At 62.8% G+C, this 16,368-nt stretch carries 17 protein-coding genes and 1 pseudogene; 11 read left to right on the top strand and 7 right to left on the bottom strand.

Annotated elements, in window-relative coordinates; all coding sequences use genetic code 11:
* Positions 1 to 38 precede the first annotated feature (38 nt).
* From JOE41_RS06725 to JOE41_RS06700, 6 genes are all read left to right on the top strand, one after another.
* Positions 39 to 734 carry a YesL family protein gene (locus JOE41_RS06725; protein WP_209751621.1) on the top strand — a complete coding sequence of 232 codons (696 nt, stop codon included), beginning with the start codon at positions 39 to 41 and terminating at the stop codon, positions 732 to 734.
* Positions 735 to 898: 164 nt separating this feature from the next.
* Complete coding sequence (locus tag JOE41_RS06720; RefSeq protein WP_209751620.1) at positions 899 to 2,428, top strand: extracellular solute-binding protein; 1,530 nt, start codon at positions 899 to 901, stop codon at positions 2,426 to 2,428.
* Positions 2,425 to 3,399 carry a sugar ABC transporter permease gene (locus JOE41_RS06715; RefSeq protein WP_209751619.1) on the top strand — a complete coding sequence of 325 codons (975 nt, stop codon included), beginning with the start codon at positions 2,425 to 2,427 and terminating at the stop codon, positions 3,397 to 3,399. The genes JOE41_RS06720 and JOE41_RS06715 overlap by 4 nt, the downstream gene beginning before the upstream one ends.
* A complete protein-coding gene (locus tag JOE41_RS06710; RefSeq protein ID WP_011693140.1) occupies positions 3,399 to 4,271 on the top strand; it encodes a carbohydrate ABC transporter permease in 873 nt (290 codons plus the stop codon). The genes JOE41_RS06715 and JOE41_RS06710 overlap by 1 nt, the downstream gene beginning before the upstream one ends.
* A gap of 45 nt (positions 4,272 to 4,316) precedes the next feature.
* On the top strand, positions 4,317 to 5,018 hold the full coding sequence (locus JOE41_RS06705) for a rhamnogalacturonan acetylesterase (RefSeq protein WP_209751618.1): 702 nt from the start codon (positions 4,317 to 4,319) through the stop codon (positions 5,016 to 5,018).
* The gene (locus tag JOE41_RS06700; RefSeq protein WP_209751616.1) at positions 5,019 to 5,690 is read left to right on the top strand and encodes a DUF1961 family protein; all 672 of its coding nucleotides are present in this window, start codon (positions 5,019 to 5,021) and stop codon (positions 5,688 to 5,690) included.
* A 35-nt stretch (positions 5,691 to 5,725) separates the two neighbouring features.
* Here JOE41_RS06700 and JOE41_RS06695 read toward each other — a convergent pair whose 3' ends face one another.
* The 6 genes and pseudogenes from JOE41_RS06695 to JOE41_RS06670 form a co-directional block, all read right to left on the bottom strand.
* A complete protein-coding gene (locus JOE41_RS06695; RefSeq protein WP_307800672.1) occupies positions 5,726 to 5,929 on the bottom strand; it encodes an aldo/keto reductase in 204 nt (67 codons plus the stop codon).
* A gap of 263 nt (positions 5,930 to 6,192) precedes the next feature.
* Entirely contained in the window at positions 6,193 to 7,341 is a 1,149-nt protein-coding gene (locus JOE41_RS06690) for a low temperature requirement protein A (protein WP_209751614.1), read from the bottom strand.
* Positions 7,342 to 8,375: 1,034 nt separating this feature from the next.
* A complete protein-coding gene (locus tag JOE41_RS20980; protein ID WP_307800671.1) occupies positions 8,376 to 9,044 on the bottom strand; it encodes an SLC13 family permease in 669 nt (222 codons plus the stop codon).
* Positions 9,045 to 9,174: 130 nt separating this feature from the next.
* Positions 9,175 to 9,690: pseudogene (locus JOE41_RS21225) on the bottom strand (TRAP transporter large permease subunit); the annotation flags it as partial.
* A 12-nt stretch (positions 9,691 to 9,702) separates the two neighbouring features.
* Positions 9,703 to 10,029 (bottom strand): hypothetical protein, encoded by a 327-nt coding sequence (locus tag JOE41_RS06675; RefSeq protein WP_245200651.1) that lies wholly within the window; start codon positions 10,027 to 10,029, stop codon positions 9,703 to 9,705.
* Positions 10,030 to 10,044: 15 nt separating this feature from the next.
* A complete protein-coding gene (locus JOE41_RS06670; RefSeq protein ID WP_209751608.1) occupies positions 10,045 to 11,550 on the bottom strand; it encodes a helix-turn-helix domain-containing protein in 1,506 nt (501 codons plus the stop codon).
* A gap of 161 nt (positions 11,551 to 11,711) precedes the next feature.
* Here JOE41_RS06670 and JOE41_RS06665 point away from each other — a divergent pair, with 161 nt between their 5' ends.
* From JOE41_RS06665 to JOE41_RS06645, 5 genes are read left to right on the top strand one after another with little or no spacing between them, the layout of a single operon-like run.
* On the top strand, positions 11,712 to 12,758 hold the full coding sequence (locus JOE41_RS06665; RefSeq protein WP_209751606.1) for an amidohydrolase family protein: 1,047 nt from the start codon (positions 11,712 to 11,714) through the stop codon (positions 12,756 to 12,758).
* On the top strand, positions 12,755 to 13,573 hold the full coding sequence (locus tag JOE41_RS06660; RefSeq protein WP_209751604.1) for an iron-sulfur cluster assembly protein: 819 nt from the start codon (positions 12,755 to 12,757) through the stop codon (positions 13,571 to 13,573). Before JOE41_RS06665 ends, JOE41_RS06660 begins: the two co-directional genes overlap by 4 nt.
* On the top strand, positions 13,570 to 14,604 hold the full coding sequence (locus JOE41_RS06655; RefSeq protein WP_209751602.1) for an NAD(P)-dependent alcohol dehydrogenase: 1,035 nt from the start codon (positions 13,570 to 13,572) through the stop codon (positions 14,602 to 14,604). The genes JOE41_RS06660 and JOE41_RS06655 overlap by 4 nt, the downstream gene beginning before the upstream one ends.
* Positions 14,605 to 14,654: 50 nt before the next feature.
* Positions 14,655 to 15,170, top strand: a complete 516-nt coding sequence (locus JOE41_RS06650; RefSeq protein WP_209751600.1) for a DUF1097 domain-containing protein — start codon at positions 14,655 to 14,657, stop codon at positions 15,168 to 15,170.
* A 57-nt stretch (positions 15,171 to 15,227) separates the two neighbouring features.
* Positions 15,228 to 15,545: a putative quinol monooxygenase gene (locus JOE41_RS06645; RefSeq protein ID WP_209751598.1), complete on the top strand. Its 318-nt coding sequence runs from the start codon at positions 15,228 to 15,230 to the stop codon at positions 15,543 to 15,545.
* A 54-nt stretch (positions 15,546 to 15,599) separates the two neighbouring features.
* Here JOE41_RS06645 and JOE41_RS06640 read toward each other — a convergent pair whose 3' ends face one another.
* Entirely contained in the window at positions 15,600 to 16,145 is a 546-nt protein-coding gene (locus tag JOE41_RS06640) for a TetR/AcrR family transcriptional regulator (RefSeq protein WP_209751596.1), read from the bottom strand.
* Positions 16,146 to 16,368 lie beyond the last annotated feature (223 nt).

Below are 16,368 nucleotides of genomic sequence, written 5' to 3'. Positions count from 1 at the left end.
CCGTTTCTGCAACGATGGAGATCCGAAGGGGGCTAGCTGTGCTGGCTGGAAGTTTTAGCGCCAAGGCATATTCATTCTTCGACACCGTGCTGTGGATTGCATGCCTGAATCTGCTTTGGCTGGTGTTCTCGCTTGCCGGCCTGGGTGTACTTGGCTTGGGCCCCGCCACGGCGGCGGCGCAGATCCTGGTGCGCCGCAGGGTCCGGGGCGAGGCTGCTCCGCTGCTTCGCTCCTTCACCGTGGAATATGGCCGCAACTTCGGCCGCGGCAACGGACTGGCGCTGCCGGTCCTGCTTGCCGGAGCGGCCCTGGCCCTGAACTGGAACTACTTCTCCCGCTCCGGCGACCTCCTGTCCCAGCTGATGGCTGCCGGCGCGTTCGTGGCCGCGATTTTCCTGGTGGCCGTGGCCTGCCACCTCTTCCCGATGTTTGCCCGCTATGAGCTTCCGCTCCCGCAGTACCTCCTGATGTCCTCGCGGTTTGCGCTCAGGCACCTCGCGGGCACGGCAATCCTGCTCTTCGTGACCGCCGCAGCGCTGTTCGCCAGCCAGGCCCTCCCCGGGCTGATTCCGTTCTTCAGCGTCGGAGCCTGGCTCTACGTGACCGGCTGGCTGTGCGACCGGTTCTTCACTGCGAACGACGAATCCGTGACCGGCGCGGCCGGGGATGCCGCGGCCAGGGACGCCGAGGGCACCGCGCGCCCGGCGGTAATGGCTGGAGCCCCCGTTGCCTGAGGCGCCGGGCATACGCCGGAGCATGAATGAAACGTATCAATATCTTGCCGCCCCGCTGCACCTCCTGAACTGCACCAACCGACCTGCACCACCTGACCTGCACCACCTGACTTGCACTGACTAGACCCGGAACCAACCCCGAAGAAGTGGAAAAGGAAAACACTATGACCCGTAGAAAACTCAGCCTGGCTGCCGCCGTCGTGACCGCCGCCGCACTTACCCTCACAGCGTGCAGCGGGGGTGAAGCACCGGCCGCGGATTCCTCGAAGATCAGCGTCATGGCGCCGTTCCTGGAGGCGCAGCCACCGTCCGCTGACGGCGCCGTGCAGAAGAAGCTCGAGGAGCTCACCGGCAAGGACGTGAACATCACGTGGACGCCGAACGCCTCCTACGAGGACAAGATGAACATCACCCTGGCATCCTCCGAAATCCCCCAGGTCATGGTGGTGCAAAGCAAGTCGCCGGGCTTCGTGAAGAACGCCGAGGCGGGCGCATTCTGGGACCTCACGGACAAAATTGACGAGTACCCCAACCTGAAGACCACTTTCCCGGACGTCGAGAAGAACGCCAGCGTGAACGGCAAGGTTTACGGCGTCTTCCGGGCCCGCAACCCCATCCGCGCAGCAGTGATGTTCCGCCAGGACTGGCTGGACAAGCTGGGACTGAAGGCACCCGAAACCACCGAGGACCTCTACACCGTGGCCAAGGCCTTCACCGAGCAGGACCCGGACGGCAACGGCCAGAACGACACCTGGGGCATCACCATTCCCAAGTGGGGTGCCCTGGGCTCCAACAGCCCCTACGACATCATCGAGGAGTGGTACGGGGCCGGTAACCGCTGGACCGAAAAGGACGGCAAGCTGATCCCCAGCTTCGAAACCGAGGAGTTCCTGGAAGCCAACCGGTTCGTCAAGAAGATGGTGGACGAAAAGCTCATCAACCCGGACTTCGCCACCTTCGACGGCACCAAGTGGAACGAGCCGTTCTTCAACGGCAAGGGCGGCATTATTGTCGACGTCGACTCCCGCGTCAGCGTGCTGATCAACCTGTTCAAGCAGGCCAACCCGAACGATTTCCAGAACAAGGTGGGCTTCGTCGGCAACCTCAAGGGACCGGACGGCGAACTGCACGCACACCCGACGGACGGCTACTCCGGGTTCCTTGCTATTCCCAAGACCAGCGTCCGCACCGAGGCTGAACTGAAGAACGTCCTGGAATTCCTGAACACGATGAACGGCAAGGACGTGGCCGTGCTCCTCAACAACGGCATCGAAGGCGTGAACTTCACCGTGGAGGACGGCAAGGCCGCCACCATCAAGCCCGAAACCCCTGAAGGCAAGGCTGTGGCCACGGACATCAAGAGCTACGCGCAGCTGGGCACCAACGTCACCGGCAACAACTTCTACCCCGTCAAGCAGGCCTCGGATTACGAACAGAAAGTCTTCGACAAGCGCGTTGAGGTCATGGCCCAGGACCTGAAGAGTGCCGTCTACAACCCGGCCGCGGCCTTCGTGTCGCCTACCTACGTGGCCAAGGGCGCGCAGCTGGACAACATCGTGGCCGATGCCCGGATCAAGTACCTGGCCGGCCAGATCGATGAGCAGGGCCTGAAGGACGCCATCAAGCTGTGGAAGACCAGCGGGGGCGACAAGGTCCAGGAAGAGATCAACAAGCTCTGGCAGGACAGCAAGTGACAACGTCCACCGTTGACGTCAAAACCCCGGAGCAGGCGCCGCCACCAGCGCCTGCCCCGGGGCGGCGACGCCGCTTCGCCGTCCACTTCGCGCACTACAAGTGGCTCTATCTCTTGCTGCTGCCGGGGGTCATCTACTTTGCGGTCTTCCGGTACGCCCCGATGTACGGGGTCAGCATCGCGTTCAAGGACTACGTCCCGTTCCTGGGCGTCAATGCCAGCCCGTGGGTGGGTCTCCAGCATTTCCAGGACTTCTTCGGTAACCCTGATTTCGGCCGGCTGCTGGGCAACACCCTGATTCTGGCGTTCCTGAACCTGGGGATCGCGTTTCCGCTGACCATCGTGCTGGCGTTGTTGCTGAACGAGGTCCGGCTGTCCATCCTGAAGCGCACGGTCCAGACCCTGGTCTACATCCCGCACTTCTTGTCCTGGACCATCGTGGCGTCGCTGAGCTTCCTGTTGTTCGCCCTGGATTTCGGGCCGCTGTTCCTGTTCATCAACAACGTTTTGGGCACCGACATTGATTTCCTGTCCGATCCCGCCTGGTTCCGGCCGCTCATTGTGCTCCAGGAGATCTGGAAGAACACCGGCTGGGGAACCATCATCTTCCTGGCCGCCCTGGCCACGGTGGACCAGGACCAGTACGAGGCGGCGATCATCGACGGCGCTGGCAGGTTCCGCCGCGTCTGGCACATTACGCTTCCGGGCATCCGGTCCACCATCATCGTGATGCTCATCCTGGCGATCGGGCAGATGCTGAACACCGGGTTCGAACAGATCTACCTCATGACCAACGCGCTCAACCGCGACGTGGCGGACGTCTTCGACACCTACGTGTACTTCGTCGGCATCACCCAGGGCGCCTACTCCTACTCCACCGCGGTGGGCCTGTTCAAGTCCCTGGTGGGCATCGTGCTGATCTTCGGCACCAACGCCCTGGCCAAGCGGTTCAACCAGAGCGGACTGTTCTAATGAAGATCCACAACACCACCGGCGGCCGGATATTTGACGGCGCCAACTACGTCTTCCTGACACTGATCGGCGTCCTGACGCTGCTGCCCTTCATCTACGTGTTCGCCGGCTCCTTCGCCACCGAAGCGGAAATCACCCGCCGGGCCTTCTTCGTCTGGCCGGAGCAGTTCAGCCTGGGTTCCTACGAATACATCTTCTCCACCCCGGCGTTCGTCCGCGCGCTCATCACCACGGTGCTGGTCACCGCCGTGGGCACCGTCATCCAGCTCATTCTGACCGTCACCATGGCCTACCCGCTGGCCAAGCGGAACCTCCGCGGCCGCCAGCTGATCCTGTCCCTCGTGGTCTTCGCCATGGTGTTCTCCGGCGGCATGATCCCCACGTTCCTGCTGATCAAGGACCTCGGCCTGCTCAACAGCTACTGGGCACTGATCCTGCCGGCCGCGATCAACCCGTTCAGCCTGATCATCATCAAGAACTTCTTCCAGGAACTCCCCGCCGAACTCGAAGAGTCCGCCAAGATGGACGGCGCCACGGAAATCGGGATCCTCTGGCGGATCCTGCTGCCGCTGTCCAAACCCGTGCTGGCCACGTTCGCGCTGTTCTACGCCGTGGGCATCTGGAACGACTTCATGTCACCGCTGCTCTACCTGAGCGACAACTCCAAATGGACCCTGCAGATGTACCTCCGCCAGGTCACCGCCTCCTCCGACCTCCTCGGCACCGGCAACGTGGACCCGAACTACATCCCCCCGGAACAAGGCATCAAATTCGCCGTGATCGTGGTGGCCACGCTGCCCATCCTGATCTTCTACCCGTTCCTGCAGAAACACTTCGCAAAGGGCATGCTCATCGGCTCCGTCAAGGGCTAAGCCGCCCGCACCGCCGTCGCCCGCCCAACCAACAGAAAGCACAGCATGAAAATCCTGCTCGCCGGAGATTCCACGGTGGCCAACTGTCCCACCCACGAGTACCCCATGAGCGGCTGGGGCGCCCGGCTGCCGCGGCATGTCTACAGCTGGGCCGCCGTGCACAACTTCGCCAAGGGCGGGGCCAGCACGGAGTCCTTCCGCGACGAAGGGCTCTGGGGCCGGCTCCTGGAAACAGCAGGAGCGGGCGACCTGGTGCTCATCCAGTTCGGCCATAACGACCAGAAGCGCCCTCACCTTGCCGCCAGGACCGGGTACGCAGCGAACCTGCGCCGCATGGTGGCGGAGGTCCGGGCGCTCGGTGCGGTGCCGGTGCTCTGCACGTCGGTGGAGCGCCGGCACTTCCTGGACGGCGCACTGGAGGAAAGCCTGGAGGACTATCCCGAAGTGGTCCGCGAGATAGCGCTCGAGCTGCACCTCGCCGTCGTCGACCTCAACACCTGGACCCGCGGCCTGTACACGGAGCTGGGCGTCGAGGAATCGAAATCGCTCTTCTGCCATTTCGCTCCCGGCGAGCACGCCCACTGGCCGGACGGGCTGGCGGACAACACGCATTTTTCCCAGCGCGGTGCGTCGCTGGTCGCCGGGGAAGTTGCCGGCAGGCTTGCGCTGCTTGGATTCGGCGGGGATGCCCTGGCGGACTCCCGAAAGGGCTCGACGGCGGGACTTGCGGCGGCGGGAGGGGGCTAGGTGGGTGTGATACGGCCCGGCCCGGAACTGCTGTACACGAATCCGCTTGCCGGGCCGCGCGACGTGTCCGGCTGGGTGGCGGAAGGACCCCTGCGCCTGGGCACCCGCGACGGCGCACTCGAACTATCAGGCCCGGCGGACGATGAAGAGCTCGGGGACCACGCGCATTGGACATTCTGGTGCCCGGTGGAGTTCCCGGACGGCATCCGAGTCAGCTGGGAGTTCCTGCCCCTCGCGGAGCCGGGACTGGCCATGGTGTTCTTTTCGGCAACCGGTCACGCCGGCCGGGACCTGTTTTCGGCAGACCTCGCGCCGCGCACCGGTTACTACCCGCAGTACCACTCGGGGGACATCGATGCCCTCCATGTTTCCTACTTCCGGCATAAGCACCACTCCGAACGGGCCTTCCGGACCTGCAACCTGCGAAAAAGCGCCGGGTTTGAACTGGTGGCCCAGGGTGCGGATCCGTTGCCGCCCACGGAGGATGCCCGGGATTTCTACCGCATGGAACTCGTCAAGGACGGCCCCGGCGTGGCGTTCTCCATCAACGGGATGCCCCTTTTTGCGTGGACGGACACCTCGGACAGGGTGCTGGGCGGAGGCTATCTCGGATTCCGGCAGATGGCACCGCTGCGTGCCGCCTACCGGAACCTCACCGTCGAGAAGATCTGACCGCCACACTACGGCCGACAAGACAGGACGGCCGTTCAGTAACCGGTCGGCATCCGGACCGTGTACGGATCTTCGAGCCGGCGGGCCTCCTCATCGGTGAGCCGGATGTCCAAGGCAGCCGCCGCGTCCGTGAGGTGGCGTGTCTTGGTGGCGCCGACGATCGGGGCAGCCACAGCGGGGTTCCGCAGCACCCATGCCAGCGCCACCTGGGCCATGGGCACACTGAGGTCCCGGGCCACCGCGGCCTAAGACCCGAGTCAACTAAAGCCGGCGCAGGCCCTCTCATTTAGCAGATGGAGAGGGCGCCGATTAGGTCCGGGCGAGCTCCCGAAGGGCCGGTTCAGCGTTAACTTCACCGGTGGTTGCACCGATATGTGGCAATGATCGGGGCCTTACCCGAAAGTACCATTGGAATACTCACGGGCGCCGGCACACCGCCGTCTGTCAAAGCAGGCCCAGGATACGTTCATTGGTAGCCAATAGGCCGTCCGCAGGCTCCATGTCACGTTTGGCGGCGTTGGTTCACAGCGTCAGAAACTGCTACGCCTGCGAGGGGAAGAACGGCCCCCATAGCGGCAACGAAGGCCGGGAGGAGGAGGCTCAAGCTTGCCAGGACCGCCAAGGCTCCGATACCGACGAGATCGGATGGTTGGCGTTGGCCCAGGACCCGTCGAATAAAAACGCCCCGGCCGGCGAGGAAAAGGGCCGGCCCGCCAAAAAGAAACAGAACGGTGGCCAGATCAGGGCGCTCGGCCGGACCGCTGATCACCAGCTGATCACCAACCGCCACCAGAATAAGGCCCGCGAGTAACACGACCAAGGTGTTGCCCGCCAAAATACCGGGCCGGAACTGGTCATCAACGGAAGCAAGCTTTTCCAAAATCTGTTGCTCAAGGCCATGGAAGTAGCACCACCAGATCGCGACGCTTCCAGCAAAACTTACGGTCCCGGTCAAAAGTATCAAGGGGTCCTCCAGGTTGCCTGCTATCGCCAGCCCGGTTGAAAGGATCGTCTCGCCGAGCGCGATCAGGTAGAACAGCCCGAACCGCTCAAAGATTCTCTCTCCCGGGAGCGGGACACGGCTGCCTTCGGTTTTCCGGCCCGGCAACCGGTGGGCCACCATATGGCCGCCCAGATCGATCGCGGCAGCGACACTCCAGAACATCAAACGCGGCCCCGGAGCGAAGAAGACGCCGGCAATCCAAAAAGGCGTGCTCATACACCCCCAGATCAGTGTGCGCACGAAATGGTCGTGGGTGGTCCGGTCAAGTCCGGCAGTGAGCATCCACGCACCTCGGCCCAACTGGACCAGGAGGTAGCTCGCAGCAAAGAGCCAACCGAAATCACCAAACGCTGAGCCGACTGAGGCGTTCATGAACAGTGTGACAAGCATGACGATCAGCAGCATCCACTGCACCTCAAGCCGCGAAGTGTCCAGCAACGTCGCCGACCAGGTCGTGTACACCCACACCTTATAGACGGCAAGAAGAAGCACAAATGTCTCACCGGCCCCCACCCATGAAGGATGCTCCAGTAAATGATGGGACAGTTGCGATAGCGCGAAGACAAATACCAGATCGAAGAATAGCTCAAGGCGCGTGACCCGGTCTCCGGAGGTTGCATAACGCATCAGCGACCTGGCACGGAACATCAGAAGCCTCCATTGGGCTAGGAGCGGGCAGACGCCCCCTCCTCTTGTCGAAAAGACTGACGACGGCCAGCAGAGAAGTCAAGGGGAACTCGCTGGAGAGGTGGAACGGCGCACCGTCCGGCGGCGTCATGGAACGGGTACCCGCCGCCGCGGCCCCTTGACAGGTTCAAAGGCCCGGGATTAGCTTCGGCCTTGGCGGGGCGATTCGCCCCTTCGCTTACTTCTCAGACGCAATGTCCTTTGGGACATGCTCCGCGACAGCACCGCGGCCGCCCTGCAGCCCCTTGGTGCGGGCAGGGGGGCGTTCGCGAAGGTGAATTCGGCGGCCGAGCGCCGCCCAGCGGAGCTGTATCAACCTCCCAGATCATCCAGTCGGACGCGCAAACGGTTGAACCATCGACCGGTTTGAGGCGGATTTCTTGTGTCCCGGACTTGCACATGTCTTAGCGCATCCTCAAAGAAGGCTAAACGCGTGGCAGGTCTCGCATACCGGCGCTGTCTGAGAACGACCTGAACTGTCTGAACTGTAAGGTACATGCCAGGCACGAGCATGAAGGTGCCAAGTGCAATGGACGTAGGGGTCGTCCATTGTTTGTCATTTTGAAGTGAAAGTGCCGATATCATCGGTGAACTATCACGGCGCGACCCGCACGCCCGCACTAACCCGCGTCCTCGTCGTTCTGGTATCAGGACGGCGTGAACCAGGCCCTTCTTGAGCTTCCGTCGCCCAGCACGGCTGGAGTGCCGGCCGCGCACTACGCTGCCGATCGGTGACTGCGTTCTGGTCTTCGGGGAGGTTACCCATGCCGTGGTTGATATGGGTGTTCTGGATGACTGCCAGCCACGCATCGACCTGCTGGAACCGCTGACACGGTTGGGGCTTGGTGAGTGAGGCACTACGGTTCGGTGAGGGAGCTGAAGCCGATCCGCAGGACCGATTGGCCTGGCGGATTCCGGCTGAAGAACCGCTCCGAAGGCTAAGCCGTTGCGGGGTGTCTGTATGGTCCCGGGCACCCCGCAACGGGGCTTGTTGGTTAGCCGAGGCCGAGCTGGACGAAGATGAGCCAGACGAGGAGCGGCACGATACCGATCATCGCGATCGCCCAGAGCAGCAAGGCACGGAAGAACATCCGCTCATCCTTGGGCTGGGCGCTGGCCATGAGAAGCGCCCCGCTGGTCGACATCGGACTGACATCCACGACGGAGGAACTAATGGCGATGGCTGTGATGACGCCGATGGGGGAGAGCATCGGGTCCATTGCGATGGGGGTGACGATCGGGCTGACCACGCCAAGGGTGCCCGTGGTGGAAGCGAAGGCGGAGACGACCGCCACCACGTAGCTGGCGATCAGGGCGGCGAGGGAACTGTCGCCCAAGCCCGCGATACCTGCCTCCAGTTCCTTCAGCGCCCCCATTTCTTCGAGCAGGCCCACGTAGGTGACGATGCCGGTGACCAGGATGATGGCGGACCAGGGCATGCTCTCCACGGCAGGCTTCTGCACGCCGGGGTTCACGCAGATCAGCACCAGGCCGACGACGAGGGACGCCACTCCGACGTCGATGCCCAGAACCGTCGTCAATACAAGCAGCGCTCCCAGGCCGGTCAGGGTCAGGATCCGTGTCGGTGTTGCCGCTACCTTGACCGGGCCCTGACGCAAGGCGGGGTCGGTAGCCACCTGTGCAGGCGCTGCAACGGTGAGCACTGAGGTCCCCGAGCCGCCGGCCGCGCTGCGGGCTGCCCCGGGCTGTTCGGGGTCCCGGCTGCACGAGGACGTAGGCGACGGCGGCCAGAACGGCGTTGAAGACGAAGCAGTAGACATACAGCTTCAAGGAATCGGCGGAAGCCCCCGCATCATCGAGCATGGCGCTGGCGAGCACGCCAAAGGGATTGACCGGAGAGAATGCTCCGGCGTTTGCGCCCTGGACGATGACCAGGCCCATGGCCAGGGTGCTGATGCCGAACCGCAAACCAAGCGCCAAGGCAACGGGAGCGACGATCGCGATGGCGGCCGGCGTGAATGCCCCCGCGGAGGCGAGTGCCGCAGTCAGGAGGAACATCAGGACGGGAACGAGCACCTTGCGGTCACCGGCGAGACGTTCGGCCCAGTAGGCGAGCAGGTCAATGGTGCCGTTGATCCTCACGATAGCGAAGAGCAAGGTGGCACCGACGAGGATGAAGAACAGGCCCGCCGGGAACTGGCCGATGACGTCCTTGATGGGCATGCCCACCAGAAGCGTGCCGACGCCGAAGGCGGCGACGAGGGCAAGGAGTCCGGCGTTGACCCTGGTGAACGAACCGATGGCAAAGGCCGCTACGAGGATGAAGAACGCGATGAGGGATAACGACATGGCAAGGTTCGCTTAGATGCTCGCGCCGGTCAGGGCGCGCGCTCCCGAGAGGAGGCTGCCGGCGCCGGTAATGGCCGGAGTGTGCCCGAGCGCTTTTAGGATTTCATACGTCGTGGCCGTCGCGGCGGTGATGACGGGCAGGCCGAGTTCATCTTCAACGGCCTGGACCGCGGGAAGTGAAGGCATCTGGACGCAGGCGGAAAGAACAATGGCTTCGGCGCCTTCGCGCTTGAGGTTACGCGCAATCCCCGGCAGGTTCTGCGGGTCCAGGCAACCGACCGCCAGGTTGTCGGCTACTTCGAGTACCGGGCGCTCACGATTCGCTTCTGGAGATTGCAACCATTCACGACAGGGTCACCTGGGCATAGTTATTCCGAGCCTTGCCATGCGGCGGTAGATTGTCGCCCGGCTCAGGCCCAATTCGGCCGCCGCGGCGGCGACGGTCGTGCCAGGACGTGAGAGGCACCTGATGATCTCGTCGCGTTCGACGGATTCGATTCGGGTGAGGTGGGGGCCGGGTGTTCCGACAAGGGCAGCGGGCAGGTGGTGGACTTCGATTGTCTCGGTTCGCAGGGCCGCAGCGTGAATCAGGCGGAAGAGCTCATCGATGTTGCCTGGCCAGTCATAACCGGTCAAGACCCGCTCCGCTGCCGCCGTGAAGTCGACATTGCGCAGCCGGGTCTGCCGGGCAGCGTAACGGGCCAGCGGCAACACGTCGTCTGTGCGCTCGCGCAGTGACGGAATCGGTACGACCGTGTCGACAATGGCGGAAAGCGGCTGTGGGACGACGGCGAGGTCTTCCGCAGTGAGAGCCCACGTGATGCGCGGCGGACCGCCGGTCGGGGAGACGGGCACTGACCGCAGCGCTTCGGCTGCACGGTCCTGCAGCGACTGAGCCGCCCACGCGGGAAGGGAGTCGACGTTCTCTACGATGACAGCGGTTTCGGGTTTGGCCAATTCTGGCGTCCAAAGAGAGAGCCAGGCATCGACGTCTTCGGGGGCGGGCGCGGCAGCGCAGAGTATGCGGCTGCGTGGGTGGGCTTGGCGAATGGCCTGGCCCAGCAGGGTGGCACGCCCCGTACCGGGCTCCCCGACGGCCGCGACCACTCGGCCGGCCGTCAGCGCCCGGGTTGCGTGGTCGAGTGCTTCCGTCCACCGGGCCGACATGGCCCGCATCGTCCCCGATCCGGGTTCAAAGCGGCCACGCTGCACTCGGAAGACGCCGCCTTTTGGCGCAGGTTTTTCCGTCCGTCCGTTGGACCGGGCGAGCATCAGCGTGGACGTGTTGCTCGCCGCAGATTGCACCAAAGCCAGCAGCAGTTCCGGTGAGGATTTCGACCACGTGGTGATGTTAACACTGCCTTCGAGACAGCCCGTGACGGGATCGAAAACGGGAACGGCGGCGCAGGTGTAGGAGCGCAAGCTGGCACTGTAGTGTTCCTCGGCCCGCACGAGCGTGGGCGTACGGTCGGCTAAGGCAAGTCCCAGGCCGTTCGTTCCGGCGTCCCGCTCTGAGAACGCGAAGCCCGGCGCCAGATACACCTTGTCCAACGCCCGAAGGAGCGATGTGTCACCGCTGAGGCGGTTGAGGACGAGACCGTCCGCGTCGGTGAGCATGAGGCTGAGGGGCTCGTTCGCCAAAGTCCTGTGCAGCGCGATCAGCACCTCCTTGCCGCATCGGAAGAAAAGCGAGTCACTCTCTATCGAACCCGCCCATGTCGGCGTTGCGGTTTCTGCCGAAACACCGTACTCCTCACTGCGCTGCCAGGACGCGAGGAGGCGCTTGGCGGCAGTGACGATCTGGCCAGTCTTCGACTCACCGGCAATCGCGGCGAGTCTTTCGTCGTGGTTCGGCGCCATTGCCGTCCTCCTTGGTTCAGTCATTCGAGAATACTGCTAATCACGCGTCCCCCGCGTGGCGGGAGTCTCAAATTGAGACACGCGCCACATGTTGACAGCTGTTCCACCCGCCTAGTCTCGATGATGTCGCGACTACGGCAGTCGCCAGAAGGAGACCGGACATGTACAGCAAAGACGGCGAAAACTACTTCATTGTCGACGCCCACATCGCATTGTGGGACGCCCGCCCGGAAAACCAGCGGAATATCCCTGGTAAGCAGTTCATCGATTGCTTCTACGACTACCACCGCAACCTCTCTCCCGACGCGGAACAGTGGTCCTACGAGGAATTCCTTTACCAGGGCGGCGAACGCCTCATGAAGGATCTGTTCGAGGACGGCTACGTCGACCACGCGATCTTTCAGCCGGCCTATCTCGGCGCGTTCTACAAAAACGGATTCGCACAGGTGGAGGAGGCGTACGGACTTGCCGCGGCGAATCCGGGCAAGCTCACGTACAACCATTGTTATGACCCCCGCGATGGTGAGGCAGGCCTTGACCGGCTGCGGGCCGATCACGAAAAGATGGGCTTCAAAGGGGTGAAGCTCTACACCGCCGAGTGGCACGGTGAATCCCGTGGGTACAAGCTCTCGGACCCCTGGTCCTACCGGTATTTCGAGGAGTGCCGCAAACTCGGCATCAAGAACATCCACATCCACAAGGGTCCTACCGTCCGCCCGCTGGACCGGGACGCTTTTGACGTCGCCGACGTCGACCACGCCGCCTCAGACTTCAACGATCTAAACTTCGTGGTCGAGCATGTCGGTCTGCCCCGGTTGGAAGACTTTTGCTGGATCGCCACCCAGGAGCCCAATGTTCATGGCGGCCTGGCCGTCGCGATGCCCTTCATGCACACGCGGCCGCGGTACTTCGCCCAGATCATCGGCGAGCTCATCTATTGGATCGGAGAGGACCGGATCCAGTTCTCCAGTGACTACGCCATCTGGACACCCCGCTGGCTAATTGAGCGGTTCGTTGACTTCCAGATCCCGGAAGACATGACCGAATACGCCCCGCTAACCACTGCCCAGAAGAAGAAGATCCTGGGACTCAACGCTGCGAAGATGTACGACATCCCGGTGCCTGCAGAGCTTCGGCTTCCCGATGCGGACGAGACAAAGACAGGACCCCGACAGCCCGAACGAGCCGACCTGGCAGGCGTCCGATGACAGCTCTGCACCTCGATCCTGCAGCTCAAACCCGCTGGGACGTGACCGAGGAGGACATCCGCCGCGCCTTGGCCTCGGTGTTCGACCCGGAACTGGACGAACCGATCACTGATCTTGGCTTCGTTCGTTCCCTCAAGGTCCAGGCCGGTGTCGGTGGTGCGCGGGCGGAAGTTCACCTGCGCCTGCCCACCTCCTTCTGCTCGCCCAATTTCGCCTACCTGATGGCGTCCGACAGCAAGGACGTGATCTCGGCGCTGCCGACCGTGACGCAGGTGGTCGTCGAGCTGGACGATCACCACGACTCCGACGTCATCAATGCCGGGCTGGCCGCGGACGCAGGGTACCGCGGCACGTTCCCCCACGAGGCTGAGGACAGTCTGGACGAGCTGCGGTGGACGTTCCGTCGCAAGGCTCACACCGCTGCAATGGAGCGATGTCTCACTGATCTCCTGCGTGCCAACCCAAGTCTCGTGGAAACGGAGATGGGAACAATTCGTCTCTGGGACCTTCCGGCTGGAAGGAACAAGGAAGCGCTGATGCGCCGACGGTCAGCGCTTGGCTTGCCCGAGGCGGGGGATTCCATTGTCCTGGTTAACCACGAAGGGCACCCTTATCCTCCTGATGCCGTTCCGATGGCACTGCGCCGGGCCCGCTCGACTCGCATTTCCATTGACGGAAACGCGCATTTCTGCCGAGGTCTGCTGCGCACTCGCTATGAGGGATCCGGCGCAGACCAGAGCGCGCGGCCCGAGGGCGCTGAGGCCGCAGACCACCACGAACTACTTCCGCTAATAGTCAAGGAGATTCACCCATGAGCACCATGCGAGCCGTCCAGGTCGTCGGCTACCACGAGGGCCTGAAAATGGCAGAAGTGCCGGTCCCGGAAGTCACGGGCCCCTTGGATGTCGTCGTCAGAATCGGGGGAGCCGGGGTTTGCCGCACGGACCTCCACATTCTCGAGGGCCAGTGGGCGGAAAAATCGCAGGTACACCTGCCGTACACCATCGGCCACGAGAACGCGGGATGGGTGCACGCAGTCGGTAGCGCCGTTACCAATGTGAAGGAAGGTGACAAAGTCATCCTGCACCCACTCATCACGTGCGGTCTGTGCCGTGCCTGCCGTTCCGGGGACGACGTGCACTGCGAGCAGAGCAAGTTCCCTGGCATCGACACCAGCGGCGGATACGCCGAATACCTCCTGACATCCGCCCGCTCCGTCGTCAAAATCGACGACTCCCTGGAACCCGCCGACGTGGCCGCCCTGGCCGACGCCGGCCTTACCGCCTATCACGCGGCCGCTAAGGCGGCCAAGCGGCTGACCGCTAGGGACACATGCGTTGTCATCGGCGCCGGAGGGCTCGGCCATATCGGAATCCAAGTCCTCACAGCGCTAACACCGGCCCGCATCATCGTTGTTGACCGTAACCCTGCCGCCTTGGACCTGGCCAAGAAGATCGGTGCACATGAGGGCGTGCTGGCTGACGGGTCACAGGTCGAGCAGGTCCTTGCCCTCACCGGTGGTCATGGAGCGGAGGCACTCATCGACTTCGTTGGCGAAGGCGGCGCGACTGCCCAAGGCGTCGCCATGCTGCGCCGGGCGGGGGATTACTTTGTGGTGGGCTATGGCGAGAACATCGACATACCTACCATTGACATCGTCTCAGCCGAGATCAACATTATCGGCAACCTCGTCGGCTCCTACAACGACCTTCAGGACCTGATGGCCTTGGCGGCACGGGGTGCCGTCACCCTTCATACCCAGAAATACGCCCTCGACGACTTCCAGCAGGCGATCAGCGACCTCGACGCGGGCAAAGTTCGTGGCCGGGCAATCCTCGTGCCCTGACGAACAAACCGGGGGGCTCGACGCATGAACAGACTCGACGCATCAACAAAATGGAGAGAATCGACATGAAACCTTACATAGGCGTGGGTTTATCCGTCGGCGTACTTGCCGGAATCTGGACGCAGGTAAGCGTGGAACTTGGCCTCATCACGTGGGTTGCGTTCGTGGCATGGGCATGCTTTTTCGCCGCAGGAGGAGGGGCACTTGGATTCAGAAAGGGTCTTGCGGCCAACCTTTCAGGAGTCGTCTATGGCTGGCTCGTGGCGCTGCTGACCACCGTGGCGGATTTTCCAGGCGTACTTGCCGTTGGAGTTGCGGTTGCAGCCTTGGCCATGTGCCTGCAAGCGGGCTGGGCGCCGCTCTCCTTCATCCCAGGAGCCTTTGCCGGGACGGCCGTGTTCTTCGGAACTCAACTGTCTTTTTGGCCAACCATCACTGCCCTCATCATCGGCGCCGGACTGGGGTGGGTCTCGGCGTTTCTGGGCGACCGTGTACAAGCCCTCATCAGCAACCCCCTCGCCGCACCTGCGATCGATGAGCAGAAACGTCCAGTCGAAACAGCCTGACCACTATCCCTCCAGTCGGACGCTGTCCTTCGGAGCTGGCCTATCAAAGGAAAGAAATTGATCTTTATCACCGCAAAATTCCCCGTCATGCCTGCTCATGCCGACGCATGGCCCGAGATCTCGAAGGACTTCACCAATGCAACCAACGCAGAGGAGGGCTGCCTGTTCTTCGAGTGGTCCCGCTCCATCGAAGAACCGAGCACCTACGTCTTGATTGAGGCGTTCCGCGATGATGAGTCTGGCGCAGCTCACGTGCAGTCGGACCACTTCAGGGAAGCTACCGAGAAGCTTCCTAAATATCTTTCTGCGACGCCGGACATAGTCAACGTCAAGGTGGACGGCTGGTCGAAGTTGGGGGAGCTCGCAGTCAGCTAACCGAACACCCAGGCCCTCGGTGCCCTCGTTCGCCGGGTCACCTCACGGGGGGCGTTAGGTGTTGGTGCCCTGCTTGAGGACGGCTAGCAGTGACATGCCCAAACGGTGGCTGATTTCGTAGGATTCCATCTGCTTGGCTGTGTGCAGGTCGACGAACACCCGCTCATCGAAGATGGTCAGCCATAGCAAGGCGGCATAGTCGATGTCCTGTGCCGGGATCACGCCAGCCGCAATGAGCTGATCGAGTACCCCCGTCACGAGCCGGTGATACGAGGAGCTCAGGGCGTCGCCGCGCTGGACCCGCTCCAGAATTCCTTCGGCACTGCGGATATACGTCGCCGCTCTGGCCCAGGGCAGCTCCAGTTCAACCCAAATCTGGCAGACCCGATGGAAGAGATCCAAGCCGGTGTATTGCGCCGTCAGTTTCTCAATCGCGCTGATAACCCGATCGAAGATCCGGTTGTAGAACTCCGCCCGCAATTCTTCGACATCCCCAAAATGCCGGTAGGCGGTAGCGCTGGAGACCCCGGCTTCCCGTGCTATTCCGGGCAGGGTGACATCCAGCCCCCGGTGTTCCAGCAGGCGGCCCAGGGCATCCATGAGCTTCTGCCGGGTATTCACCGAGTCGGCACGGGGGGATCTGTTAGACGTGGGCACGCCTCCAAAGTACCCCACAAACTCAATGCGAAGATCTTCTCATTTAGAGCAATAAATAGTAGACTTTGAGAAGTTCTTCTTAGTTACCCTCTGATGGAACGTCATCCGGGAAAGCCCACACAAGGGGGCTCTCCCGGATATCCACAGCAGAACAGCACTCAGCGCC

It is taken from the genome of Arthrobacter sp. PvP103 (assembly GCF_017833075.1).
GTDB lineage: Bacteria > Actinomycetota > Actinomycetes > Actinomycetales > Micrococcaceae > Arthrobacter.
Note: the sequence above shows the minus strand (reverse complement) of the source record. Positions and strands in the feature narration are given on the sequence as shown.

Excerpts from the sequence above, each read along its gene's own strand:
- JOE41_RS06720 (WP_209751620.1), top strand. The coding sequence starts at position 899 with ATGACCCGTAGAAAACTCAGCCTGGCTGCCGCCGTCGTGACCGCCGCC.
- JOE41_RS06710 (WP_011693140.1), top strand. The coding sequence starts at position 3,399 with ATGAAGATCCACAACACCACCGGCGGCCGGATATTTGACGGCGCCAAC.
- JOE41_RS06705 (WP_209751618.1), top strand. The coding sequence starts at position 4,317 with ATGAAAATCCTGCTCGCCGGAGATTCCACGGTGGCCAACTGTCCCACC.
- JOE41_RS06690 (WP_209751614.1), bottom strand. The coding sequence starts at position 7,341 with ATGTTCCGTGCCAGGTCGCTGATGCGTTATGCAACCTCCGGAGACCGG.
- JOE41_RS06670 (WP_209751608.1), bottom strand. The coding sequence starts at position 11,550 with ATGGCGCCGAACCACGACGAAAGACTCGCCGCGATTGCCGGTGAGTCG.
- JOE41_RS06665 (WP_209751606.1), top strand. The coding sequence starts at position 11,712 with ATGTACAGCAAAGACGGCGAAAACTACTTCATTGTCGACGCCCACATC.
- JOE41_RS06660 (WP_209751604.1), top strand. The coding sequence starts at position 12,755 with ATGACAGCTCTGCACCTCGATCCTGCAGCTCAAACCCGCTGGGACGTG.
- JOE41_RS06655 (WP_209751602.1), top strand. The coding sequence starts at position 13,570 with ATGAGCACCATGCGAGCCGTCCAGGTCGTCGGCTACCACGAGGGCCTG.
- JOE41_RS06650 (WP_209751600.1), top strand. The coding sequence starts at position 14,655 with ATGGAGAGAATCGACATGAAACCTTACATAGGCGTGGGTTTATCCGTC.
- JOE41_RS06640 (WP_209751596.1), bottom strand. The coding sequence starts at position 16,145 with ATGGATGCCCTGGGCCGCCTGCTGGAACACCGGGGGCTGGATGTCACC.